The sequence below is a fragment of the Halonotius sp. F2-221B genome (assembly GCF_046719765.1).
In the GTDB taxonomy this organism is placed as follows: Archaea; Halobacteriota; Halobacteria; order Halobacteriales; family Haloferacaceae; genus Halonotius.
Genome location: NZ_JABEBY010000005.1, coordinates 92,553 through 116,758, shown reverse-complemented (window position 1 = coordinate 116,758; position 24,206 = coordinate 92,553). Strand labels below are relative to the sequence as shown.

Genomic DNA, 24,206 nt, shown 5'->3' with positions numbered 1-24,206 from the left:
CGCGTCGGGCGTGTCGTCCCTTGTCGCGGTCGACTACCCCAACAGCTGGCGTTCGATCCGGGCGAGATAGCCGAGACTGAGACAGGTCGCATGGATGACCCAGAGGCCGAGCCCGACGACCAGCAGTGCGGCACTCGTATACAGCATGACGCGCGCGACGACAAACGAAAAGAGATTCAACCCAAACGAGAGGGCGACCGCCACGAGCCCGCCGATCATGAACGTCCCGCCGTACAGCAACAGTATATCCGAGTTTGAATCTGTTTTCAACTCCCCGGAAAAGTATGTGTTGGTGATCCAGTGATGTATCTGTGCTGGAGTTGACACCACTGTTCCTCTGCTGTCGCTCCCATCCGCACCGTCTCCGCTGAGTTGTTGTTGCACTGCAGACCCCCTATTGCTGAAACAGTCGTAGGCCACATGTAAAAACGCTTGCGTTGTAAATATGATATAAGCGCGGTCACCGTGTTGCGGTTGAGAGCGGTGTCGACAGCGATATCTGATACCGATGAGAGCCAGCTTCTGATGTCTTCGGTTGCTGTCGTCAGTGAAGAGACGTAAAGTGGGAAGCAGCTCTCGCTTCCCGACCTGTTCCGGGCAGGCGTGTTCGACAGCCGCACTCGTTGACACGAGGCGACAACTGTTGGTTCCGACGTGTGATATAAATAAGTGGTGTCCGGAATATCAAATCCAATAATGCAATTTAGCTATCATGCGTTTGTCTCACCCCATCAGCTGCGGTGCACACGTCGCTGTTCGCGCCACAATTATTCACTCTGAGAATTTCAGGGGTAGTTTTATTACTACCGACTACCATCTTCCTGATACCGTCTGACCTCTTCCGGGCAGGCGGAAACCGTCACCTTTCCGGGCAGGCGGTTTGAACAGTCAACTCACGTTGACACTGGTTTGGTACGCCTGATCCCGTCGTACAGACGGGGATGGCGGCTTTCGGCGCATGGCCGTTTTGTATTGTGTCTCAGTGTTGTAGCAGCCGCACCGAGCGTGATCGTCAGTTGATCTGATCCCAGTCGCCGGCATGTCCCGCCCGAATCTCGACTTCGTGTTCCGCCAGCACCTCGTGAGGTTCGGAGTCGAGTTTGTCGTCCAGTGTTTCGTCGATGGAGTCGATAATGCCGGACAGGGCGGCCCAGATCCCGGCATCCTCGATGGGTGAGGTGAAGATTTCGTTTTGTCGTTCGATCCGCATCACGACCTCGCCGTCAACCTTGATCTCGATGACCTTCCCCTTTTCAAACCGCCGTGTCTCCGCCGGATCCGGGATCTCCTTCGACATACCCTCTCTACTGGGTGTGGGGATTTGATTACACGGGTTGTTGTCGACCGCTGGTGGTTCGGGCGTTGGAGGTGTGTTCTGGATCTGCGTTGGTGATTCCTCTGGCGGTATCAGCGAAGACAGGTGTCAGCGAAAGACAGGCGCGAGCAAGATACAGGTGTCAGCAGTAGTCTGGTCATGTACCCGAACCTAGCACCACTCCGAAAGGATCACAGCGTCGGGTTCGTGGACGGAGAGCCACGCGCCGTCGCGGCTGACATCAGCGATGACATACGAGGGCCGGCTGTCGGCGTCGTCGACGGCGGCCATGACCTCGGGTGCCCCGGCATCCCCAACAGGCGTGTGATCCTGTGTCATGGAATATCTTCACACGCTCAGGTATTTAATGATATCGGAACCGACCGCCGTGCCGACGGCCGCCTTCGGTTGATACAAGAGGCTGGCCGACGGTAGCCGGGGTATGAACGTCGCTGACGCGATGACACCCCGTGACGAGCTTGTCACTGTTGAGCTCCCCGGCACTCGTGACGATGTCCTGACGTACCTGCAAGATCACGGCTTTTCGTCGGTTCCGGTGACCAAGGCCGTCGACGGTGTCGATGTCTACCGGGGGATCATCTCCCGGGATTCGCTGATCGAACGCCCCGACGAGGATCAACTCGCCTTGCTCACCCGTGAGGTTGAGACGGTGACCCCCGACACTGATCTCCTCGATGCCGCCGCACATATGGTTGACAACGACGCCCGCCGCGTCCCGGTTGTCGATCCGACCGACAACGACGAACTCGACGGCATCATCACCGTCACCGATGTCGTCCGCGCGATCGCCCGCGAGCAGATCCCCGGCGATACCCAGGTCGGCGAGTTGGCGACCCGTGATATCAACACCACCTACGTCGGTACCCCCCTCACGGTCGCCGAACGCGAGATCTACCACGCAAACGTTCCTTACACCGTCGTCCTCGACGACGACGGCGACATGACGGGGATGCTTACCGAGGTCGATATCGTCGGGATCGCCCGTGTCGTCGAGGGCGAAGACGACACCGGCGAATCCATCGCCGAACAGGACTCGGAGTGGGCCTGGGAGGGGATCAAGGCCGTCGGCAACAGCTACTTCCCGACCCGCAACGTCGAGATCCCCGCCGAGCCGGTCGCCGAGATCATGACTAGCGATGTGATCACGATCAGCAAGACCAAGACCGCGACTGACGCCGCCCAGACGATGATCTCCAACGAGATCGAACAGATCCCGCTCGTCTCGGGTGGTGATCTCGTCGGTATCGTCCGCGATATCGACCTGCTGGAGGGGCTCTGATGGTCAGCCAGCAGGCACTCACCGAACTCGCCAAACGTCGGGGCTTCTTTTTCGGTGCCAACGAGGCCTACGGCGGGACGGCGGGGTTCTACACCTTCGGCCCGGAGGGTGCGGCCCTCAAACGCAACGTCGAGTCGGCGTGGCGCGAGCAGTTCACCCTCAGACTCGGCAACGAGGAGATCGAAGCCCCGACCGTCATGCCCGAACCCGTCTTCGAGGCGTCGGGGCATCTCGACGGGTTCGACGACATGCTCATCGAGTGTGCGGAGTGCGGCGAGAGCCACCGCGCCGACCATCTGATCGAAGACGCCGTGGAGGATATCGAGGACGCCGAAGCACTCGGCGTCGACCGCGTCGAGGAACTGATCCGCGAGCATGACCTTGCGTGTCCGACCTGCGGGGCCGACCTCGCGGGCGAACCGGTCGAGGATTTCAACCTCATGTTCGAGACCTCGATCGGCCCCGGCAGCGGCCAACCCGGCTACCTGCGACCCGAGACGGCACAGGGCATCTTCGTCGAGTTTCCGCGACTCAAAGAGTACGCCCGCGGGCAACTCCCCTTCGGGGTTACCCAGATCGGCCCGGCCTACCGCAACGAGATCAGTCCGCGCCGTGGAATCATTCGCGTGCGTGAGTTCACACAGGCGGAGTTAGAGCAGTTCATCGATCCCGACGAAGACGAACCGCCGCTGGAAGACGTCGAAGACGTAGAGGTCACGCTCTACCCGGCGACGGAGCAGAACGCCGATGACGGCGACTATATCGAGACGACCATTGGCGACGCAGTAGCCGAAGAAATCATCGGCTCGCCGTGGGTGGCGTACTTCCTCGGTGTGGCGCAGGGCTGGTACGAGCGCGTCGGCGTCGACATGGATCGGTTCCGGTTCCGCCAACACCTCGCTGGCGAGCGCGCCCACTACGCCGCCGACTGTTGGGACGCCGAAAGTGAGGTTGGCGGCAACTGGATCGAGATCGCCGGCTTCGCCTACCGCGGCGACTACGACCTCCGGAAACACGGCGAGCACTCCGAGGATCGCTTTACGATCTTCAAACGCTACGACGAGCCGAAAACCGTCGAACGCGCGACCGTCGATCCCGATATGTCGGCGTTGGGTCCCGAGTTCGGTGGCGACGCGGGCGACGTGGCCGACGCGCTGCAAGAACTCGCTGACGACGATCCCGACGCCTTCGAGGACGACGAGGTAACGGTCGATGTCAGCGAGGCGTCGTCTGACGCCTCTGGCAGCCGGACGCAGTCCGGCGACGACGGCGAGAGCTACACCGTCGACACCGACGTGGCAAACTTCGCAATCGAAGAACAGACCGAGTCGGGTGAGCATATCACGCCCCACGTCGTCGAACCCTCCTTCGGCGTCGGCCGGACGGTCTACACGCTGCTCGATCACGCCTACAGCGAGGACACCGTCGACGACGAGACCCGCACGTACCTCTCGTTGGCCCCGGAAATCGCGCCGACCGACGTGGCCGTCTTCCCGCTCGTCGACGACGGCGCTCTGCTCGGGACGGCCGACGATGTGGCCGACGAGTTGCGGGCCGCAGGGCTGTCGGTCAGCTACGACGACTCGGGCTCGATCGGCCGTCGCTACCGGCGACAGGACGAGGTCGGCACGCCGTTCTGTGTGACCGTCGACCACGAGGGGCTGGAGGGCGACGGCGAGCCGACGGTAACACTCCGAGAACGCGATTCAGCGGCTCAACTCCGGCTGCCGATCGCCGATCTCGCCGCCGAACTCGAAGCCATCTTCGACGGCAACCGCGAGTTCGCCGACCTCCAGGATCGCTACGAGCGCGTCGATACCGACGTAACGACTGCGTGACGATGCGACAGCCAGTACCGATGGGTCGACCAACACCGAGACGACGGCCATGAGCGAGTACGGGCGACGGCTGATCCACGCCAGCGGCGTCGGGATGCCGGTGATCTACCTGCTCGACATCGTGACGTGGCGAGAACTCCGGTATTTTATGCTCGTCGTGACGGGCATCGTCTTCACCCTCGAATTCCTGCGGCTCGTCGTCGGTCTCGATCACCCGATCTACGACGAGATCACGCGCCCGTACGAACAGCACGCGGTCGCGGGCTACGCGCTCTACATGCTGAGTATGACCGGCGTCGCCGTGCTGTTCGGCCCGGTGGTGACGATTCCGGCGATGTTGATGCTCATTCTCGGCGATCCGATCAGCGGCGAGTTGGGCGACAACACGGCCGACGAACACAAACGCCCCGCGGTCGTCGCCGCGATGTTCGGCGTCTGTTTTGTCCTCGCCGTCCCGTTTACCGTCGCCGGATCGACTCTCGGTGTCGGGGCTGTCGCGGCGGCCGTCGGCGCGGCCGTCGGCGCGGTCGCCGACGGGATCAAACCGGTCGTTCGCGGTGTCGCTGTCGACGACAACCTCACGATCCCGCCGGTCGCCGCCGCGGGCATCGTCGCCACGTTCTGGCTGCTCGGCGTCGACATCGGGTTCGATCCGCTCTGGCTGTGAGCGCGCGGTGCTGACACGGCGTCGACCCCGTACGCCGAGTGATCCGAACGCTCTTAACTAATCAGTTAGTAAGTTAGGGAAATGGCAACGGAGACGACCGACGCGATCATTCGAGCAACCGGTCGAAGCCTCTGTGAACACGGGTACGCCGACCTCACGATGCAGCGGATCGCCGCTGAATCGTCGGTGACGACGGCGGCGATCCACTACCACTTCGACACGAAAGAGGAGCTGTTGAACGCGTTTCTCGACGACCTGATCGACCGCTTCGAACGGGATGTCGTCGTCGAGGCGAGCGATCCGCCCACACAGCTCACCGCCGTTCTCGATGCGGTGTTCGCCGCCGACCCCGACGACGAGTTCCCGGTCGCACTCATGGAACTGAAGGCACAAGCCCCCTACCACGAGACCTATCGCCAGCGGTTCGTCGACCTCGACGAGCGACTGCGGTCGGTTATCGAAACCGCCGTCGACGACGGGATCGAAGCGGGGCATTTCGAGGCGAGCGATCCGGCTGCAGTGGCGCGGTTCGTCACCACGGCGATCAACGGCGGCCACGTTCGGACGGTTGCCCTCGGGGAGTCCCCCGCGGACACGCGCCGCGTCGTCGAGGGGTATCTCGAAACCGAGTTGGGCTGGCGGCCGGAGGCGACGGCGTGAGCCTGTTCAAAGGCCAAGCAGAACTCGAACTGACCGAGGGCGGCATCCTCAAGCCGCTGGTGTATCTCTCGTTGCCGATTGTCATCACGAACCTGTTGCAGACTGCCTACAATCTGGCCGACACGTTCTGGCTCGGCCGGTACTCGACGGAGGCACTGGCGGCGATCTCCTTCGGCTTCCCGATGGTCTTTCTCCTCATTTCGTTGGGAATGGGCCTGTCAGTGGCGGGCAGCGTGCTGGTCGCCCAACACACCGGGGCCGACGAGACCGAGCAGGCCGAGTACGCCGCCTCCCAGACGGTGACGTTCGCCCTCGTCGGCTCGCTCGTTTTGGGGCTCGGCAGCTACCCGTTCGTCGAGCCGTTTCTCGCCTTTCTCGGAGCCTCGTCGGACGTGTTACCGGGGGCGACCGCCTACATGGAAGTGATCGCGCTGGGGCTGCCGTTCATGTTCGGCTTTTTCGTGTTCATCTCGCTGATGCGGGGGTCGGGCGACACGATCACGCCGATGGTCGTCATGTTCGGCACGGTCGTCATCAATGTCGTGCTCGACCCGTTCCTCATCTTCGGGTTCGAGGCCAACCCGCTGTTCGGAATGGTCGGACTGGCCGGCGTTCAAGAAACACTGTTCGCCGCGACGGGCTTCACCGGTATGGGGATCGAGGGGGCGGCGATTGCGACCGTCTTCTCCCGCAGCCTTGCGATGGTCGTCGGCATCGGGATCATGCTGTCGGGCAGCCGGGGGATTCGGATCAGCCTCAGCGATATGTGGCCCGACTTCGCGTACCTACCCAAGATCCTGCGGATCGGCGTCCCCGCCAGCATCGAGGGCACCGGCCGCGCGCTGTCGGTCAACGCGCTGTTGATCGTCGTCGGGCTGTTCTCGACGGCCGTCGTCGCCGCCTTTGGGATCGGCACCCGCGTCTTCTCGGTGATCTTCCTGCCGGCGATCGCGGTCGCCCGCGGCGTCGAGACGATGTCCGGCCAGAACATCGGGGCCGGCAACTACGACCGCGCCGAAGCGGCCAACTACCTCGCGGCCAAGGGGCTGTTCGGTATCCTCGGACTGATGGGGGTGGTGATCTTCCTGCTGCCGACCCCCATCGTCGCCGTGTTCACTACCGATCCCGCAGTGCTCGCGGAGGGGGCGACCTTCCTCCGGTACACCGCGCTGTCGTTCGGGTTTATTGGGGTTATGCGCGCCTTCACCGGCGGCTTCCGCGGAGCGGGCAAGACGCTGACCGCCGCCGCCATCGCTATCGTGACCCTCGGCGGCATCCGGCTGCCGGTCGCCTACATCGCCTCGCAGTTCCGCCTGCCGATCCCGTATGCCGATCTTGTCTTCGGCGTGCGCGGGATCTGGCTGGCCTTCTTCGTCTCGAATATCGCGGGGGCGACCATCGCGTGGCTGTGGTTCCGGCGCGGGACGTGGCGCGACGGCGACGTGCGCGGCGAGACAGCGACGACACCGCCTCCTGACAGTGTCGATGGAGCCGCCGAATCCGACTAGCGGTGTCCCTCGCAGCGATCACGAAATCATTATGTAGCCGACCACCAAGGGATCGATAATGACTGTCGCCCGTCGCACCGCGCCAGCGTTCGTCGGCGAACGGCGGCTGCGGCGACTACCGCGAGCGGGGCCGACCGGCGGCCCCGCCTCGTCTCGACGGTCGGGCCGGTAGGCCTCGTTTTGGGTTCGACCGTCGCTGATTCGTTCCGCGAAAATATCGTTTTCGACCGCGTAGAGCCGTCTCTGCGGTTGTTTTCGGATTTTAAAATCACTGAATTTAAGGCCCACTCCCCGTTTGGTGTGGGTAATGACAAACCGCGTGGCACTGGCGTTCAGCGGTGGGCTCGACACCACCGTCTGCGTGCCGGTTCTCGAAGAGGAGTACGGCTACGACGAAGTGATCGGCGTCACCGTCGACGTCGGCCAGCCGGCCGACGAGTTCGAAGAGGCCCGAGAAACCGCCGAGGCACTCGACCTCGATCACCACGTCGTCGACGCCAAAGCGGAGTTCGCCGACCTCTGTTTCGACGCCGTCCGCGCCAACGCCGACTATCAGGGCTACCCGCTGGGCACCGCGCTGGCCCGGCCGGTGATCGCCAAAGCGATCCTCCGCGTCGCCGAGGAGGAAGGCTGCGACGGCATCGCTCACGGCTGTACCGGCAAGGGCAACGACCAACTCCGATTTGAGGCGATCTGGCGAGCCTCCGATCTCGAAGTCATCGCGCCCGTCCGCGAGATGGGGATGACCCGCGACTGGGAGATCGAGTACGCCGCTGAGCGCAACCTCCCCGTCGAGGCCGGCAACGAAGGCACGTGGTCGATCGACACCAACCTCTGGAGTCGCTCCATCGAGGGCGGCGACCTCGAAGAGCCCGACCACGTGCCGGGCGAGGAGATCTACGAGTGGACGACCGCGCCGAGCGGCTTCGGCGAGGAGATCGAACTCGGCTTCGAGAACGGCTACCCCGTCTCGCTGAACGGCGAGGAGCTGGAACCCATCGAACTCATCGAAGAACTCAACGAACTCGCGGGCTCCTACGGCGTCGGCCGCACCGATATGATGGAAGACCGCATGCTCGGCCTGAAAGTCCGCGAAAACTACGAACACCCCGCGGCGACGACGCTGCTCAACGCCCACAAGGGGCTGGAAGCACTCGTCCTCACGAAAGAGGAACGCGACTTCAAACAGCAGGTCGATGCCGAGTGGAGCCAGAAAGGGTACGAAGGCCTCGTCGATGGCCCACTCGTCGCCGCGCTTGAGGGATTCATCGAGGAGACCCAAACGAAAGTCACCGGCTCGGTGACGATCCGCTTCGAGGGCGGCCAGGCCCGCGTCGTCGGCCGCGACAGCGACTACGCGGTGTACTCCGCCGACGCCGCCTCCTTCAACACCGAGAAAGTCGGCGACATCACCCAAGCCGACGCGACCGGCGTCGCCAAATATCACGGCTATCAGGATCGGATCGCGGCCGAAGCCAAGCGCGCCGCCGAGGCGAAGCGCGGGGCAACTGACGGCGACGAGAGCGACGAATAAGCAACGATGGCCGACGACGCGACGGACGGCACGGCTGATCCGAACGACGCGGACGACGAGACGGTCGTCCGTCGCGACCGCTTCAGCGGCGGCCCCGCCCGCGAATTCCTGTCGAGTCTCGCCGGCGACAGCCGGATTTTTGCGGCTGATCTCGCGGTCGACCGCGCCCACGTCGTCATGCTCGCCGAGCAAGAAATCATCGGCGACGACGTGGCCGGTGAGATTCTGGCTGCGCTCAATGATGTTGAAGCAGCCGGCCACGGCGACCTCCCTGACGGCGAAGATGTCCACGAGGCCATCGAGTCGGCCGTCATCGACCGCGCCGGCCCCGATGGTGGGAAGATGCACACCGCCCGGAGCCGCAACGACGAGGTCGCCACCTGCATTCGATATCGCCTTCGTACGGATCTGCTGGACGCCATCGAGACAACGCTCGCGCTGCGTAAATCGCTGCTGGAGGCCGCCGCCGAGCATACCGAGACGGTGATGCCAGGCTACACGCATCTCCAGCCGGCCCAGCCGATCACGGTTGGTCACTACCTCTCGTCGTATGCGGCCGCCGTCGGCCGCGACACCGCTCGTTTGCTCGATGCCTACGACCGCACGAACGAGTCGCCGCTCGGCGGGGCAGCCTTCGCGGGCACGCCGTTCGATATCGACCGCGAGCGCACCGCCGAACTGCTCGGTTTCGGCCGCGTCGTCGAGAACTCGATGGATGCCGCCTCCGCGCGGGACTTCCTCGCGGAAGCGACCGCCGCGCTGGCGATCCACGCGACCACGCTGTCGGGACTCGCCGAGGACATCGTCGTTTTCGCCAACAAGGGATATATCGAGTTGTCGGACGACTACAGTTCGACCTCCTCGATCATGCCACAGAAAAAAAACCCCGACACGCTGGAGTTGACCCGCGCCGTCGCCGGCGACGCGACCGGTGAACTGACCGGGTTGTTGACGACGCTGAAGGGGCTGCCGCGGGCGTACAACCGCGACCTCCAGCGCGCGCATCCGCATACGTTCCGCGCGGTCGATGCCGTCGTTGAGGCGTCGTCGATCGCGGCGGGCGCGGTGGCGACCGCCGACTGGAACGCCGAGGTGCTGGCGGCGGAAGCGGACGACGGCTTTGCGACGGCGACCGGCATCGCCGATCTGTTGGCGATGGCGGGGCTGCCGTTCCGCACCGCTCACGAGGTCGTCGCGCTGGCCGCTGAAGAGGCCGAAGCGAGCGACGACGGCGTAACCGCTGCCGTACTCGACGCGGCTGCTGAGGAGGTGCTGGGTGAATCGCTGTTCGAGTACGTCGACGAGGCGAGCGTCGAGTCGACACTCGATCCGGCTGACAGCGTGGCGAGCCGCGATTCGGTCGGCGGCCCCGCGCCGGGAGCTGTCGACGCGTCGATCAAAACGGCCCGCGAAGATGTGGCAACCGACAGCGACGCCCTCGACGCGCGCCGGGAAACGCTGGCTGCTGCTGCCGCGCGACGCCAGCAGGAGGTCGACCAGTATGTCTGAGTTTCGGCGGCGGCGCGTCCGGCTCTGGCGACCCCCGTTCGGGGGCACTCACCAAACATGAAATTCAGCCGAGAATTTCGCCAGGCCGCTGATACGCGCTCAACCGCCGCGAGTGGCGACGCTGAGTAGTATAAATTATCCTACAAGTTCGATGTGTTTAAGTATATACGTCGGGAACGCCTGCGTACACCCATGTCAGAAGCAGATTGTCCGGAATGCGGTGCCGGCGTCGACCTGCACGACGACCTCGAAGTCGGAGAGATCATCGACTGTGGCACCTGTGGTGCCGAGTTGGAAGTCATCGCCGTCGACCCGCCGGAACTCGACACGGCCCCGGAACTCGAAGAGGACTGGGGCGAGTAACGTGACCGCGACGCCCGCGGCAGCGGGGGTAACCGACCTACACACACTATGAAGATCGGCATCCTCTACTCGCGCATCAGGCAGGACGAGAAGCTGTTGCTCAACGAGCTGCGCGACCGCGACCACGAGATCGAGAAGATCGACGTGCGGAAACAGCAGTTCGGTCTCAACGGCACGACCGCCGACATCGACGACCTCGATCTCGTCGTCGACCGCTGTCTGTCGACCAGCCGGTCGCTGTACGCGACACGCTTCATCGACCACTACGATGTGCCGGTCATCAACAGCCCCGAGACGGCCGACGTGTGTGCCGACAAGGTGAAAAACAGCCTCGCGCTCGACGACGCGGGCGTGCCGACACCCGATACGAAAGTCGCCTTCACCGTCGACTCGGCGATGGACGCCATCGAATCCTTCGGCTACCCCTGTGTCCTCAAGCCGGTCGTCGGCTCATGGGGTCGCCTGATGGCGAAGATCGACTCCGAGAGCGCGGCCGAAGCCATCCTCGAACACAAGAAAGTTCTCGGCCACTACGAGCACAAGGTGTTCTACGTCCAGGAGTTCGTCGACAAACCCGGTCGTGACATCCGCGTGCTGGCGACCGACGGCGAGCCCGTCGCCGCGATGACCAGAAGCTCGGATCACTGGCTGACCAACGCCGCGAAAGGCGGCGACACCGCGGGCTTCGAACTCGACGATACCGCGCTTGACCTCGTCGAGAAAGCCAGCGACGCGGTCGGCGGCGGCCTGCTCGGTGTCGATCTGATGGAGGTCGGCGGCGAGGAAAGCGGCAAATACACCGTCCATGAGATCAACCACACCGTCGAATTCAAAGCCCTCAACGGCTGTGTCGATGTCGACATGCCGGCCACCGTTGTCGACTGGCTGGAGACGAAAGCGAGCGAGGCGACACCGGAGGCGACGCAATGAGCGACACCTACACCGCCAGCGTCGTCGGCGGTACCGGGTTCACCGGCGGCGAACTGCTCCGCCTCCTCGCCGGCCACCCGAACTTCGAGATCAAACAGGCGACGAGCCGCTCGAAAGCGAACAAGACAGTCGGCTACTCGCATCCGAACCTCCGCGAACTCGATCTCAGATTCAGTTCGCCTGACGACTTGGAATCAGTGGACGTACTGTTCGCGGCAACCCCGCACGGCGTCTCGATGGAGCAGATCGACGAATTTGACGAGCACGCCGACACCGTCGTCGATCTCTCGGCTGATTTCCGGCTCAACACGGCCGAACAGTACGAGGAGTGGTACGACGGCCACAGCGCGCCCGAGTACCTGGAGGAAAGCGTCTACGCGCTCCCCGAGTTGACCCGCGACGAGTTGCCTGGCGCTGATCTCATCGCCAGCGGCGGCTGCAACGCCGCCTCGACGATCCTTGGTCTCAAACCGCTGTTTGATTCCGGCATCCTCTCGGGCGACGAGCAGATCGTCGCCGACGTAAAGGTCGGCTCCTCGGAGGGTGGTGCGGGCGGCGGCGACGCCTCCAGCCACCCCGAGCGGTCGGGCGTCGTCCGCCCGTACGCACCGACGGGCCACCGCCACGAGGCCGAAATCGAGCAGTTCCTCGGTGTCTCGCTGTCGTTCACGGTCCACGCGGTCGATATGACACGCGGCTCGTCGGCGACCTGTCACGTCTTCCCCGGCGAGCCCGTCTCGAAGGGCGACCTCTGGAGTGCCTACCGCGAGAGATACGAGGACGAACCCTTTGTGCGACTGGTCGCCGGCGGCGGTGGCGTCTACCGCTACCCCGAACCGAAGGCGGTCGCCGGCACCAACATGGCCGAAGTCGGCTTCGAACTCGACCCCGGTAATAAGCGGCTCGTCGCCTTCTCGGCAATCGACAACATGATGAAAGGCTCGGCCGGGCAGGCGATCCACGGCACGAACATCGCCCTCGGCCTTGAGGAAACCGCTGGCCTCGACTTTCAGGGGCTCCACCCGGTCGGCGCGCCATAACACGGAGTGGTTGCTTATGACAGAACACGATTCACCAACACGTACCCGCCGTCGCCAGCATCATTCTGCTGACCGCCCGCAGACGCACGCAGACCCACGGCAGCGGCGACTCCGAACCGACGGCGGCCAGCCGCCGGTCGTCGTCAAGATCGGCGGCGCGAACGCGGTTGACCCCGAAGGCGCGGTCGACGATATCGCCGCGCTCGTCGACTCGGGCCGCGAGGTCGTCGTCGTTCACGGCGGTTCGACCGCCGTCGACGAGACGCTGGAACGCATGGACATCGAGCCGACGTACGTCGAAACGCCTGGCGGCGTCACCGGCCGATTCACCGACGAAGAGACGATGGAGGTCTTCGCTATGGTGATGGCCGGCAAACTCAACACCGAGTTGACGACGCTGTTCCGCAACGCTGGTGTCGACGCCGTCGGGCTGTCGGGCGTCGATGGCGGGTTGCTGACCGGCCCCCGCAAGTCGGCGGTTCGCGTACTCGAAGACGGCAAAAAGAAGATCAAACGCGGCGACCACTCCGGCAAGATTACCGACGTGAACAGCGATCTGCTGGACTCACTGCTCGCCGACGGCTACACGCCGGTCGTGAGCGTGCCGATGCTCGGCGAGGACGACGACGAACTCCTGCCGGTCAACGCCGACGCCGACCGCTCGGCGGCCGCCGTCGCCGGCGCGCTCGGTGCCGAACTCGTGGTGTTGACCGATGTTGAGGGGATCTACGCCGATCCCGACGACCCCGAGACGCTCATCGAGTCGGCAGCGACACCCGACGAATTGGCGGCGGTGAAAGACGCCGCGGAAGGGTTCATGACGAAGAAAGTGATGGCCGCAACCGAGGCACTGGAAGGTGGCGCGACGGCAGTCCACGTCGGCGACGCCAACCGCGACGCGCCGGTCAGTAGCGCGCTCGACGGCGCGGGCACGAAAATCGAGGCGAGCGCGCTGGCAGATAACGGAGAGATCACCCAATGAGTGGCTTTGTCTTCTCGGAGAAACCGATCGAGATCGTCGAGGGTGACGGCGCGTACGTCACCGACAGCAACGGTACCGAGTATCTGGACATGGGCGCGAGCTACGCCTGCGTCCCGCTCGGCCACGGCCACGAGGCCGTCCAAGACGCCATCACCGACCAGCTCTCACGACTCACCTACGTGCAGGCGTCCTATCCGGTCGAGATCAGGACGAAGCTGTACGAACTGCTCGCCGAAACCGCCCCGAAAACCGTCGACAAGGTGTGGCTCTGTAACTCGGGAACGGAGGCCAACGAAGCCGCCCTCAAATTCGCCCGCTCGGCGACGGGGAACTCGAAGATCATCTCGACGAAACGCGGGTTCCACGGCCGGACGATGGGCGCGCTCGCAACGACGTGGAAAGACAAGTACAAGAAGCCCTACGAGCCGCTGATCGGCGATGTCGAGTTCGTCGCGTACGACGACGCCGCAGAGATGGCCGCCGCCATCGACGACGACACCGCCGCAGTGATCATCGAACCGGTGCAGGGCGAGGGCGGGATCAACCCCGCTCGCAAGGAGTTCCTCCAGCGGGCTCGCGTCGAGACCGCGACCAGCGGCGCGGCACTGATCTTCGATGAGGTACAGACCGGGATGGGTCGCACCGGCACGCTCTGGGCCTCCGAGTGGGCCGACGTGGTGCCGGATATGATCACGAGCGCGAAGGGCCTCGGCAACGGGCTCCCGGTCGGCGCGACGCTCTGCCGTGACTGGATCGCCGACAACTACGGCTCGCACGCCTCGACGTTCAGCGGCGGCCCGGTCATCTCCGCGGCGGCACACGCGACTGTCTCGACTATCGTCGATGAGGGGATTCCGCAGCACGCCGCCGACATGGGCGAGTACATGATGAGCGAAATCGAGGCCGCCGCCGAGGAACACGATCTCGGCGTCCGCGACGTACGCGGCAACGGGCTGATGGTCGGCGTCGAGGTGAAACGCGGCGCGAACCGCGTGCTGCGTGATCTGGCGATGAACCACCAGATCCTCGCGCTGCCGGCGGGCCGCACAGTCGTCCGATTTTTGCCCCCGCTCACCATTGACGAAACACACGTCGACACCGTCGTCGACGCGCTCACGGAGGCACTTGACTGATGGCTGTCGAATCAACCCACGGCGCACTGGAACATCCCGCTATCGACACCGAGGGCCGCCGACTCCTCACCGAGTTGGTGTCGATTCCATCGGTCTCGGGCGAAGAAACGGAAGCCGCCGAGGCACTGGCGGCCTTTTTCGACCGCCACGACCGCGAGGTCTGGATCGACGACATCGGCAACGTTCGCGCGCCGGGCGACGACAGCGTCCTGCTGACCTCACACATTGACACCGTCCCCGGTGAGATCCCCGTCGAGATCAACGATGGCGACGACGGCCCCGAACTCTGGGGGCGCGGCAGCGTCGACGCGACTGGTTCGCTGGCATCGATGGCGATCGCGGCGGTCGAAACCGGCGCATCCTTCGTCGGCGTCGTCGGCGAGGAGTCGACCTCGCGTGGCGCGTGGTACCTGACTGATCACCGCGAAGCCCCCGACCTCATCATCAACGGCGAGCCATCCGGCTGGGACGGGATCACGCTGGGCTACCGCGGCCTCCTTGAGGGCACCTACGTCGCCGCCAGCGAGTCCGGGCATCACTCCCGGCCCGACCTCAACGCGATCCAACACGCGATGAGCTGGTGGGATCGCGTCGAGGCGATCTTCGAGCCAGACGAGTGGGTGCCAGTCTTCGAGCAGGTGACGACGAAACCCGTCGACATCGAGGGCGGCGTCTCCGTCGATGGGCTCTCAATGGAGTCGACCATGGAGTTCCAGTTGCGGGTGCCACCAGAGCGGACGCCCGACGAGGTACGCGAACTCTCGGATGCGGAACTTGAGGTCGGCACAGTCAACTGGACGGAGTCGATCCCGCCGGTGATGACCAGCCCGCGCACGGAGTTGGCCCGCGTCTTCCGCGCGGCGATCCGCGAGGGCGGTGCCGATCCCCGGCTCCTCCGGAAAACCGGCACCAGCGACATGAACGTCTTCGCCACCGAGTGGGACTGTGAGATGGTGAGCTACGGCCCGGGCGACTCCAGTCTCGACCACACGCCGAACGAACACCTGCCACTCACTGAGTTCGACAACGCCACCGAGGTGCTGATCGACGTGTGTGATCGACTCGGCGTTAGCGACGATGCGACGGCGGGTGACAGCGAGGCGACGGCTGGTACGGAGGCAGCACAATGAACGCGGACGATTTCCTCGACATCGACGATGTCTCGGCCGACGAACTCGACGCGTTGCTCGCGCTGGCAGCCGATCTGAAAGCCGGCGACAACGACGCCCACCTCGCCGACCAGACCCTCGGCATGCTCTTCGAGAAGCCGAGCACGCGCACCCGAATCTCCTTCGAGACGGGAATGACGCAACTCGGCGGGCATGCGATCTTCATGGGCCCCGACGACATCCAGTTGGGCCACGGCGAGCCGCTAAAGGACACCGCCCGCGCGATGGGTCGGTACGTCGACGGGATCATGGCCCGGCTGTTCGACCACGCCGACGCCGAAACCCTCGCCGAGTACGCCGACGTGCCCGTGATCAACGGGCTGACCGACGACGCCCATCCCTGCCAGACGCTGGCGGACCTCCTGACGATCCGCGAGCAGTTCGGCGGCCTCGACGACGTGCGGGTCGCCTGGATCGGTGACGGCAACAACGTCGGCCAGTCCTTCGCTGTCGGCTGCGCGCTCGCCGGCGTCGATCTCGCGGTCGCAACGCCAGCCGAGTACGCGATGGACGACGCCGTCATCGACCGCGCCGCCGAACTCGGCGAGGCGCCCGAGGTCTTCACCGATCCGGAGGCCGCCATCGACGGCGCGGACGTGATCTATACGGACGTGTGGGTCAGCATGGGCGAGGAGGACGAACGCGAGGAGAAACTCGCGGCCTTCGACGGCTTCCAGCTCAACGACGAGCTGCTGGCCGACACCGACGCGACGGTGATGCACTGCCTGCCGGCCCATCGCGGCGAGGAGATCACCGACAGCGTCATCGAAAGCGACCGCTCGATTGTGTGGGAGCAGGCCGAAAACCGGCTGCACGCCCAGAAGGCCCTGCTGGTCGAACTGCTCAGCTGAGATCGGCTCCGTTTTTACGTTTCGTCGTCCCAGTGATCCGCAAGCCGTTGCTGGATCGCCGCAACGACCGTCGCATACACATCGAGTGGGTGGGTTGATTCCAGTGAGAAATCGACAACAGATGTTCTGTCCGGTGGTTCGTGAACATGGCACCGCGCGCTGTGCGGGTTCGGATGTCGATCCCAGCGGCACTCCCAGTGGTCGCCGTCAGTTGTCGTTTCGACGTAGTGCAACGAGAAATCGCCGGTCGTGAACCACCGGATATCGAGCCGAGCGGTCGTAACCTCATTGGGAAACGCGTCGGTGTCGAGCGTCGCCACCAGCCGGCGCGGCTCCGTTGAACGCGGCTGGAATTCGGTGTCGGCGACCAGCGGCGTCGTTGCACACTGGCGTTCGAGCAGTCGCAACGTCTGGCGATCCGGCGGCCCCGTCGAACCGTCCGGTCGCTCCGTCGGATCGTCCGGTGGCCCCGCTGGCGGCGTCATGCCGGGATCAGGTGGCCGTCGTTTTGGGCCAGTTGGCGGGCCAGTTCGTAGAGCCGCAGATCACGGATCAGCCCTTGCCACTCACTGACTGCGGCCATACGCTCGTGGATGGTATCGTGGTCGCCGTGGTCAAAGACGGAAACCTCGGTGGGATCGGTCGTACCGAATCGCTCTTCGTACTCGTCGCGCTCGGCTTCCAGCGACTCGACGCGGTCGATGATTTCGGCGACCGATAGCTCGCGGGCGATCCGGCTGGCCTCCTGCCATTCGAGATAACCGTCGTTGCGAGCAAAGCGCGCCGGGCGGCTCTCGCGGTCGGCGTTGACGACGCCCATCTCCGCCAGTCGCGTGAGGTGTTTGGTCGCGGCGTTGGCCGAGCAGTCGGCAATCTCGGCGATCTCCGCCGCGGGCGTCGGCGACGTGATACCGAGTACAACGTCGTAGACCCGGCCGAAGGTGTCGGTCTCGTCGAGCCACTGCTGGCGTGGCTCGGCCGCGTCGTCAACAGCCGGAGCCGGATCAAACTCATCCATGCCTGTATATACGGGATGTGTTGCAATATAGTTTGTGAGCATGCAAATATATGCAAAGTCGCGTCGTCGGATGGCTACAGTACCTCAGAGATACTGTCCACAGGAGCGTAGTATCCTCGTTTGTCCCGCCACGTTGTGAGCCAGTCGTCCGCGGTTTCAGGACTCAACTCATCGTGAGTAATGCAGTGAACGAGAAGTCCGATTGATCCCGTTACCGGCACGTCCTGCTGTGTGGCAGCCCGTCGTGCGGCCAGATCGTCGGTTGCGATGGTTCCGTCGGTGGCAATCGCACCCCGAAGTGATTCAGCCTCACCAGCATCGAGTTCAATCTGACTCGACGGCTCCGCAGCTGGTGTTGACACCGTGTGAATTGGTATGGTGTCATCGATAGCAGCCACTGCCGTCGCAAGGTACTCGTGGCCGTGGGCTTCGCCGCGTTCGATCTCGTCTTGGACTGCTGGCGTGACTACCGGAGAACCAAGCGTTCGGACAAGCAGTTCACAGCCGTCCGTGCTGGCAAAATTGCTGACGACCGTCGCATCGAGAAAGAGTGGCCCCGGATACGCATCAGCCATCTACTCGTTGAGGTTCCGCGCGGTATCAATTTCCTCGGCCAACTGATCGTCCGTTCGCGGGCCATAGAGCGCGTCGAAGCCGGCCTCCTGTAGCCGCGTTTCGAACTCCCAGCGGGACAGCCCCGCAGTTTCGGCTGCCTTAGCGAGTGAAACCTCTCCGAGGACGTACCGGCCGATAGCCGTTGCCAGCTCCTCGTTTGGGGATTCAGTCGAGGCCATCGTATCCGATAGTAGAGCCCCTACGTGCAAGAATCTATCTTCGCGCGAGATACGGAGCGGGACGCTGTGGCCCCCATGTTTTAATCGGTTGCCGCCAAAGAATCGGTGTGACAGCCGCGGACAACGACCTCCGGTTTTTCCCCTACGAGACGCCGTATCCGAACCAGCGCGAGGCTATCGACCGGATCGCCAACTCGCTGGGACAGGCCCGCGACGTACTCTTCGAGGGCGCGCCCGGCACCGGGAAGACCCTCTCCGCGCTCGTGCCCGCCCTCGCCTACGCGCGAGACAACGACAAAACGGTCGTCATCACCACCAACGTCCACCAGCAGATGCGGCAGTTCGTCGACGACGCCCGCGCGATCACCCGCACGGAGCCGATCCGGGCGGTCGTTTTCAAGGGCAAAGCCGAGATGTGCCACATCGACGTTGGCTATCAGGAGTGCCAGACGCTCCGGGATACCACCCGCGAACTCGTCGACACCGAAACCGACCACGAGGAACTCGCCGCCCGGCAAGAAGAACTCCTTGAGGCGAGTCAGGAGGGTGAAGCGGGCGCAGCGGAAGCCCGCAGCGCGGTGATGGACGAACTCGACGACCTGGAAGAGGAACTCGACGACCTTCGCGGCGGCAACGTTTGCGACTACTACTACAACAACCTCACCGCCGACACCGACGACTTCTTCGCGTGGCTCTTCGAGGACGTTCGAACGCCCGAGGAGATCTACGAGTACGCCGACCAGCAGGGCCTCTGTGGGTACGAACTTCTGAAGGAAGGCATGGAGGACATCGATCTCGTCGTCTGCAACTACCACCACCTGCTCGATCCGATGATCCGCGAGCAGTTCTTCCGGTGGCTCGACTGCGAGCCGAGCGACGTGATCACCGTCTTCGACGAGGCCCACAACATCGAGGGCGCGGCCCGCGATCACGCGACGAAAACCCTGACCGAGAACACGCTCGATTCCGCGCTCGACGAACTCGCCGGCGTCGAGGACTCCCGCGCCGAGCCCGCCCGCAACGTCATCGAGGCGTTCCGCGACGCGCTCATCGTCACCTACGAGGACGAACTCAGCGAGTACGAACGCGACAACGTCGGCGAGCACTGGGAGGACGTGTCGATCGCCAACCCCAACGCACGCGACGAGATCACCCTCGCCTTCCTGCGGCTCTACGAGGGTTGCGGGATCGATACCGAGACCGAACTCGCGGTACAGCTCGGCCGCACCCTCGACGAGGAGTACGAGCGCGCATACAAGGAGGGCGAGGCGACGAGCCGCGCGGAGTGCCAGACCCTCCAGGCCGCCCAGTTCATCAACACCTGGATGGACGAGGGCGGCGAACTCGGCCAGCACCCGATGGCCGGCGTCCGGCGAAACGAAGGAACCGGCGACGTCTACGGCCGTGCCGAACTCTACACGTGTATTCCGCGCGAAGTCACCCGAGACCTCTTCGACGACGTGTACGCCAGCGTGTTGATGAGCGCGACGCTGCGGCCCTTCGAGGTGACCGAGGACGTACTCGGACTGGACTCGCCGGCGACGATGGCCTACGGACTCGCCTATCCCGAGGAAAATCGCCGGACGTACGCCGCCGAGGTACCGGCCCTGTTCGCCAGCGAGCGCGACGACCCCGCGACCCAGGAGACGATCACGAACCTCCTCCGAGACGTGATCCGGTTTACGCCCGGCAACACACTGCTGTTCTTTCCCTCATACTCTGAGGCCGAACGCTATCACGGTCGCCTCAGCGTCGAGAACCGTGCCGACGAACCGCTCGGCACGTTCATCCTCGACGAATCGGGGAAATCGACCGAAGACCTCCGCCAGCGGTTCGTCGCCAGCGACGACGCCGCGTTGTTCACGTCGCTGTGGGGCACCCTCGCCGAGGGCGTGAGCTTCGACGGCGACGAAGCCCGCACCGTCGCCGTCATCGGCGTGCCGTACCCGCAACTCTCCGAGCGGATGGAGGCCGTCCAGGACGCCTACGAGCGCGCCTACAGCGGCACCCACCAGAAGCGCGACGCCGGCTGGGCCTACGCTGTCGAGATTCCGACGATCCGCAAGACGCGGCAGGCGCTCGGACGGGTGATCCGCTCGCCGGAGGATTTCGGCGTGCGGATTCTCGCCGACAAGCGATACACCAACGCTGACATGGGGAAATACAGCGTTCGCCGGAGTTTTCCGGTCGAAGAGCGCGAGGAGTTGGTCGATATCAGTCCGGAGAAGCTGAAGTTTGCGATGCTGAACTTCTACACCGACCACGACGCCTACGACGGCGCGCCGCCGGAGCCATAACGCGGCTCAGCGTGAGAAATCCTCGGCAGTGATTGTTTCGAGGTACTCGACACTGGCGTATCGGTACGTAATCTGATCGTCAAATCCATGTTTCGGAAGGAGCGTTTCGGCTGCCCGGCCGGCCGGTTTGTCGGTCGTCAGGAGCACAACGTGGTCGGCCTGTCCCGATGCAAGTACCTGCACAGCGAGTCCGAGGAGTGCCGTGTCGGCTTTCTCGATCAGATCCTCATCGCGGTCGGTTTCGGCCGCGATGAACCGACGGGCGGCGTCCATCACTGTCGAGACGACCGACTCCGTGTAATCGAGTTCGTTGGCGACGGTGAGCCAGCCTTCCTCGAACCCGTCGCCATATGGCACGTTTCCGGATGGATACTCCGTCGCTGCCGAGTCGCCCCCGATTTCCTCGTAGACCCGTTGCGGAATGAGTAAGGAAACACCGGCCTCGCGGAGGGCGTGGCGAAGCCGCCGGAATTTCTCGTTGTCCGGACCGCCACAGCGGACGAACACCCCCGTATCAGCGATGTACGCCGTCGTCATGCAGTCCGGTACTCGGTCACGATGGGTTCCAGTGCTTGCAGGATGATCTCAGCTTCGAGCGGCGAAAGGTCGAGTTCGCGGGCTGCGATACGGTGGTTGACGGTACCCTCGACGTATTCGGTGGCGTACTCCAGTGCAGTAGCGAGGCCGTCGAGGCCGTGGCGGTCGACGAACACGTCGATATCCTCGTCCGTCTCGCGGCGGGCGACGGCGGCGATGAGGGCCGGCGTAATCGTTTGGCTGTCGCCATCCGTCGAGAGCGTGAGCGAAATCGCCTCGGTATCGTACTCGGCGGGCCGCTGCTCGCGGGTTTGTTCGATCAATCCGGCCGCGTCGAGTTTCTGAACGTAGTCGTAGGCGGTTCCCTGCGGAACATCGAGTGCCGACACGATGTCGGCGACGCTGACCGGGCCCTCCCGCAGAATGTGGGCGTACATCCGGGCGAGAGCCGGCGTTTCGAGGATATCGACGACAGTCTGGAGCTGGTGGATCGACGGCTGCCCCGACTGCGGTGGTGATTTCGCCATCTGGATTACGAATTATGGATAATTCCTCATAACGCTTCCGCCGAGATGAGCGAACGGAGACCGTCGACACGCTGCTCGGCTATTCGTCCGGCGGCCAGGTGATCCCGTAGTCGGCCAGCAGTTCGGCGAAATCACGTTCGGTGAGGATCGGTACGCCGTTGCCGTCGGCGTCGTCCTGTTTTCGCTGGCCGGCGTTGTCGCCAGCGACGAGATAGTCGGTGTTGCCGGAGACACTCCCGGTCGCGTTCGCGCCGTGGGCTTCGACCAGCGACTGGGCGTCGTCCCGCGAGACCGCCAGCGAGCCAGTGAACACGAACGTGAGACCACCGAGTTCGTCGCCGGCGTCGGCTCCGTCGACCGGCTGGGGGTCGACACCCGCATCCAGCAGCGCGTCGATGGCCGCGCGGTTCTCCGGGTTGTCGAAAAAGTCCCGGATCGTCTCGGCGACGATTGGCCCCACGTCATCGACGGCTTCGAGTTCGTCGGTGTCGGCGTCGATCAGATCGTCAAGCGAACCGAACTCCCGGGCGAGCGCGGTCGCGGTCGCGCTACCGACCTCCGGGATCGACAGCGCGGTGAGAAAGGCATCGAGCGGCGGCTCGCTGGCGGCGTCGATCTCGTCGAGAAGGTTCTGCGCGCTCTTTTCGCCCCACCCCTCCAGCGCGGCCAACTCCTCGCGGTCGAGGCGGTAGAGGTCGTCCAGCGAGTCAAGCAGGTCGGCCGCCCGGAGTTGGGCGATGCGCTCGGGGCCGAGGCCTTCGATGTCGAGGCCGCCGCGGCTGACGTAGTGTTCGATGGCGCGCTCGCGTTGGGCCGAACAGCCCAGTCCGCCCGTACAGAACGCCAGCGGCCCGTCGCGGTCGACGGCGCTGTCGCAGACGGGGCAGGTTTCGGGAAACGCGAAGGTCTCGTCGGTGTCGACCTCGACGACCTCCTCGATGTAGGGGATCACGTCGCCAGCGCGGAGGACGCGCACGCGGTCGCCGACAGCGACGCCGAGGGATTCGATCTCGCCGGGGTTGTGCAGGGTCGCCCGGGAGACGGTGACGCCGCCGACCTGGACTGGTTCCAGGAGCGCGACAGGCGTGAGCCGGCCGGTGCGGCCGACCTGGACGACGATATCGGTGACCGTCGTGACCTCGGTGCGGGCGGGGAACTTGTAGGCGAACGCCGAGCGCGTCTCCCGGGCTGTGGTGCCGAGGGCGTCGGCCGCAGCGATGTCGTCGACTTTGATGACGACGCCGTCGATCTCGTAGTTCAGCTCCTCGCGTTTGTCGAGCAGGGAATCGCGGTACTCGATTGCGCCCTCAATGTCGGTGACCCGCTCGGCGAGGTCGTCGACGTGGAACCCCCAGGCCTCGATGGCGTCGCGTTCGGCCCACTGGGTGGCGGGGCGGTCGGGGGTTGTCTCATCGGTAGCATCGTTGCCCGCCTCGTCGCCGGCCTCGTAGGCCATGATGTCGTAGACGAAACAGTCCAGCGGCCGGTCGGCGACGACGCTCGGATCGAGTTGGCGGATCGTCCCGGCGGTCGCGTTACGCGGGTTCGCAAAGGGTTCCTTCCCGGCTTCGACGCGCTGTCGGTTGTGCTCCCGAAACCCGTCTTTCGGCATGAAGACCTCGCCGCGAACCGCCAGCAACGCGGGGGAATCGCCGCGGAGTCGCTGCGGAATCGCGCGGATGCGCCGGGTCTGGGCGGTCACGTCGTCGCCTTCCGCGCCGTCGCCGCGGGTCGCCGCGCGAGTGAGGCGGCCGTCCTCGTAGACGAGTTCGATGGAGATGCCGTCGAATTTGGGCTCGCAGACGTAGCCGATATCCTCGGAGTCGAACCCCTCGTCGCGGAGCATCCGGGCGGTGCGGTCGTCGAACTCCCGCACGTCGTCGGCGTTGCCGCTCTGAGCGATCGACAGCATCGGCGCGGTGTGTTCGACCGTGTCGAGATCGTCGACCGGCTGGCCGCCGACACGGGTGGTCGGGCTGTCGGTGCCAGCGAGATCGAATGCGGCTTCGAGCGTTTCGAGGCGGTCGAAGAGATCGTCGTAGACGCGGTCGGCGATCAGCGGATCGTTGTCGACGTAGTACCGGTAGTCGTGTTCGCGGATCGCGGCTCTGAGCTGGTCGACCTGCTGTTCGGCCTCGTCGGGCGAAAGCGAGTCGACGGGCTCGAAGTCGGTCGGCGGATCGCGGAGATAGGGGTTGTCGCTGTCGGCGTAGCTCATTAGCGACCTCAACGGC

General features: G+C 64.5%; 25 protein-coding genes. 15 read left to right on the top strand and 10 right to left on the bottom strand.

Translation table 11 applies throughout. The features are described 5' to 3' along the window. Positions 1-33 precede the first annotated feature (33 nt). The 3 genes from HKK80_RS04990 to HKK80_RS04980 all read right to left on the bottom strand — a co-directional run bounded on the left by HKK80_RS04990 (position 34) and on the right by HKK80_RS04980 (position 1,654). Positions 34-327 carry a hypothetical protein gene (locus tag HKK80_RS04990; protein ID WP_411798523.1) on the bottom strand — a complete coding sequence of 98 codons (294 nt, stop codon included), beginning with the start codon at positions 325-327 and terminating at the stop codon, positions 34-36. 685 nt (positions 328-1,012) lie between these two features. Continuing rightward, a complete protein-coding gene (locus HKK80_RS04985; RefSeq protein ID WP_411798522.1) occupies positions 1,013-1,297 on the bottom strand; it encodes a hypothetical protein in 285 nt (94 codons plus the stop codon). A gap of 189 nt (positions 1,298-1,486) precedes the next feature. Beyond that, on the bottom strand, positions 1,487-1,654 hold the full coding sequence (locus HKK80_RS04980; RefSeq protein WP_411798521.1) for a hypothetical protein: 168 nt from the start codon (positions 1,652-1,654) through the stop codon (positions 1,487-1,489). Between the two features lie 103 nt (positions 1,655-1,757). On the opposite strand from HKK80_RS04980, the gene HKK80_RS04975 reads away from it, so the two are divergent. From HKK80_RS04975 to argF, 14 genes are all read left to right on the top strand, one after another. Further along, positions 1,758-2,615: a CBS domain-containing protein gene (locus HKK80_RS04975; RefSeq protein ID WP_411798520.1), complete on the top strand. Its 858-nt coding sequence runs from the start codon at positions 1,758-1,760 to the stop codon at positions 2,613-2,615. Continuing rightward, the gene (gene glyS, locus HKK80_RS04970; RefSeq protein WP_411798519.1) at positions 2,615-4,453 is read left to right on the top strand and encodes a glycine--tRNA ligase; all 1,839 of its coding nucleotides are present in this window, start codon (positions 2,615-2,617) and stop codon (positions 4,451-4,453) included. The genes HKK80_RS04975 and glyS overlap by 1 nt, the downstream gene beginning before the upstream one ends. Positions 4,454-4,502: 49 nt before the next feature. Beyond that, complete coding sequence (locus HKK80_RS04965) at positions 4,503-5,120, top strand: dolichol kinase (protein ID WP_411798518.1); 618 nt, start codon at positions 4,503-4,505, stop codon at positions 5,118-5,120. 81 nt (positions 5,121-5,201) lie between these two features. Next, positions 5,202-5,780, top strand: coding sequence for a TetR/AcrR family transcriptional regulator (locus HKK80_RS04960; RefSeq protein ID WP_411798517.1), 579 nt, complete (start codon positions 5,202-5,204; stop codon positions 5,778-5,780). Continuing rightward, on the top strand, positions 5,777-7,288 hold the full coding sequence (locus HKK80_RS04955) for an MATE family efflux transporter (RefSeq protein WP_411798516.1): 1,512 nt from the start codon (positions 5,777-5,779) through the stop codon (positions 7,286-7,288). Before HKK80_RS04960 ends, HKK80_RS04955 begins: the two co-directional genes overlap by 4 nt. A 307-nt stretch (positions 7,289-7,595) precedes the next feature. Next, positions 7,596-8,822 (top strand): argininosuccinate synthase, encoded by a 1,227-nt coding sequence (locus HKK80_RS04950; protein WP_411798515.1) that lies wholly within the window; start codon positions 7,596-7,598, stop codon positions 8,820-8,822. A gap of 6 nt (positions 8,823-8,828) precedes the next feature. Continuing rightward, a complete protein-coding gene (gene argH, locus HKK80_RS04945; RefSeq protein WP_411798514.1) occupies positions 8,829-10,331 on the top strand; it encodes an argininosuccinate lyase in 1,503 nt (500 codons plus the stop codon). A 192-nt stretch (positions 10,332-10,523) separates the two neighbouring features. Continuing rightward, entirely contained in the window at positions 10,524-10,694 is a 171-nt protein-coding gene (lysW, locus tag HKK80_RS04940) for a lysine biosynthesis protein LysW (RefSeq protein ID WP_411798513.1), read from the top strand. A 48-nt stretch (positions 10,695-10,742) separates the two neighbouring features. Then, positions 10,743-11,624, top strand: a complete 882-nt coding sequence (gene lysX / locus HKK80_RS04935; protein WP_411798512.1) for a lysine biosynthesis protein LysX — start codon at positions 10,743-10,745, stop codon at positions 11,622-11,624. Next, entirely contained in the window at positions 11,621-12,664 is a 1,044-nt protein-coding gene (argC, locus tag HKK80_RS04930; RefSeq protein ID WP_411798511.1) for an N-acetyl-gamma-glutamyl-phosphate reductase, read from the top strand. The genes lysX and argC overlap by 4 nt, the downstream gene beginning before the upstream one ends. 16 nt (positions 12,665-12,680) lie before the next feature. Continuing rightward, complete coding sequence (locus HKK80_RS04925; RefSeq protein WP_411798510.1) at positions 12,681-13,646, top strand: acetylglutamate/acetylaminoadipate kinase; 966 nt, start codon at positions 12,681-12,683, stop codon at positions 13,644-13,646. Continuing rightward, complete coding sequence (locus HKK80_RS04920; protein ID WP_411798509.1) at positions 13,643-14,779, top strand: aspartate aminotransferase family protein; 1,137 nt, start codon at positions 13,643-13,645, stop codon at positions 14,777-14,779. Before HKK80_RS04925 ends, HKK80_RS04920 begins: the two co-directional genes overlap by 4 nt. Next, complete coding sequence (locus HKK80_RS04915; RefSeq protein WP_411798508.1) at positions 14,779-15,909, top strand: [LysW]-lysine hydrolase; 1,131 nt, start codon at positions 14,779-14,781, stop codon at positions 15,907-15,909. Before HKK80_RS04920 ends, HKK80_RS04915 begins: the two co-directional genes overlap by 1 nt. After that, on the top strand, positions 15,906-16,799 hold the full coding sequence (gene argF / locus HKK80_RS04910) for an ornithine carbamoyltransferase (protein WP_411798507.1): 894 nt from the start codon (positions 15,906-15,908) through the stop codon (positions 16,797-16,799). The genes HKK80_RS04915 and argF overlap by 4 nt, the downstream gene beginning before the upstream one ends. Positions 16,800-16,813: 14 nt before the next feature. On the opposite strand, the gene HKK80_RS04905 is transcribed toward argF, so the two are convergent. The 4 genes from HKK80_RS04905 to HKK80_RS04890 all read right to left on the bottom strand — a co-directional run bounded on the left by HKK80_RS04905 (position 16,814) and on the right by HKK80_RS04890 (position 18,611). Continuing rightward, positions 16,814-17,284 (bottom strand): hypothetical protein, encoded by a 471-nt coding sequence (locus HKK80_RS04905; protein WP_411798506.1) that lies wholly within the window; start codon positions 17,282-17,284, stop codon positions 16,814-16,816. Then, entirely contained in the window at positions 17,281-17,817 is a 537-nt protein-coding gene (locus HKK80_RS04900) for a winged helix-turn-helix domain-containing protein (protein WP_411798505.1), read from the bottom strand. Before HKK80_RS04900 ends, HKK80_RS04905 begins: the two co-directional genes overlap by 4 nt. A gap of 74 nt (positions 17,818-17,891) precedes the next feature. Beyond that, positions 17,892-18,392: a hypothetical protein gene (locus tag HKK80_RS04895; RefSeq protein WP_411798504.1), complete on the bottom strand. Its 501-nt coding sequence runs from the start codon at positions 18,390-18,392 to the stop codon at positions 17,892-17,894. After that, positions 18,393-18,611: a UPF0175 family protein gene (locus tag HKK80_RS04890; protein WP_411798503.1), complete on the bottom strand. Its 219-nt coding sequence runs from the start codon at positions 18,609-18,611 to the stop codon at positions 18,393-18,395. It abuts the gene before it with no gap. Positions 18,612-18,718: 107 nt separating this feature from the next. Here HKK80_RS04890 and HKK80_RS04885 point away from each other — a divergent pair, with 107 nt between their 5' ends. Further along, positions 18,719-20,908, top strand: a complete 2,190-nt coding sequence (locus HKK80_RS04885; protein WP_411798502.1) for an ATP-dependent DNA helicase — start codon at positions 18,719-18,721, stop codon at positions 20,906-20,908. A gap of 6 nt (positions 20,909-20,914) precedes the next feature. Here the strand turns inward: HKK80_RS04885 and HKK80_RS04880 are convergent, their stop codons facing one another. From HKK80_RS04880 to ligA, 3 genes are all read right to left on the bottom strand, one after another. Next, on the bottom strand, positions 20,915-21,445 hold the full coding sequence (locus HKK80_RS04880; RefSeq protein ID WP_411798501.1) for a hypothetical protein: 531 nt from the start codon (positions 21,443-21,445) through the stop codon (positions 20,915-20,917). Continuing rightward, entirely contained in the window at positions 21,442-21,972 is a 531-nt protein-coding gene (locus HKK80_RS04875; RefSeq protein ID WP_411798500.1) for a helix-turn-helix domain-containing protein, read from the bottom strand. The genes HKK80_RS04880 and HKK80_RS04875 overlap by 4 nt, the downstream gene beginning before the upstream one ends. A 79-nt stretch (positions 21,973-22,051) precedes the next feature. Further along, positions 22,052-24,190: an NAD-dependent DNA ligase LigA gene (gene ligA, locus HKK80_RS04870; protein WP_411798499.1), complete on the bottom strand. Its 2,139-nt coding sequence runs from the start codon at positions 24,188-24,190 to the stop codon at positions 22,052-22,054. Between the last annotated feature and the right edge of the window lie 16 nt (positions 24,191-24,206).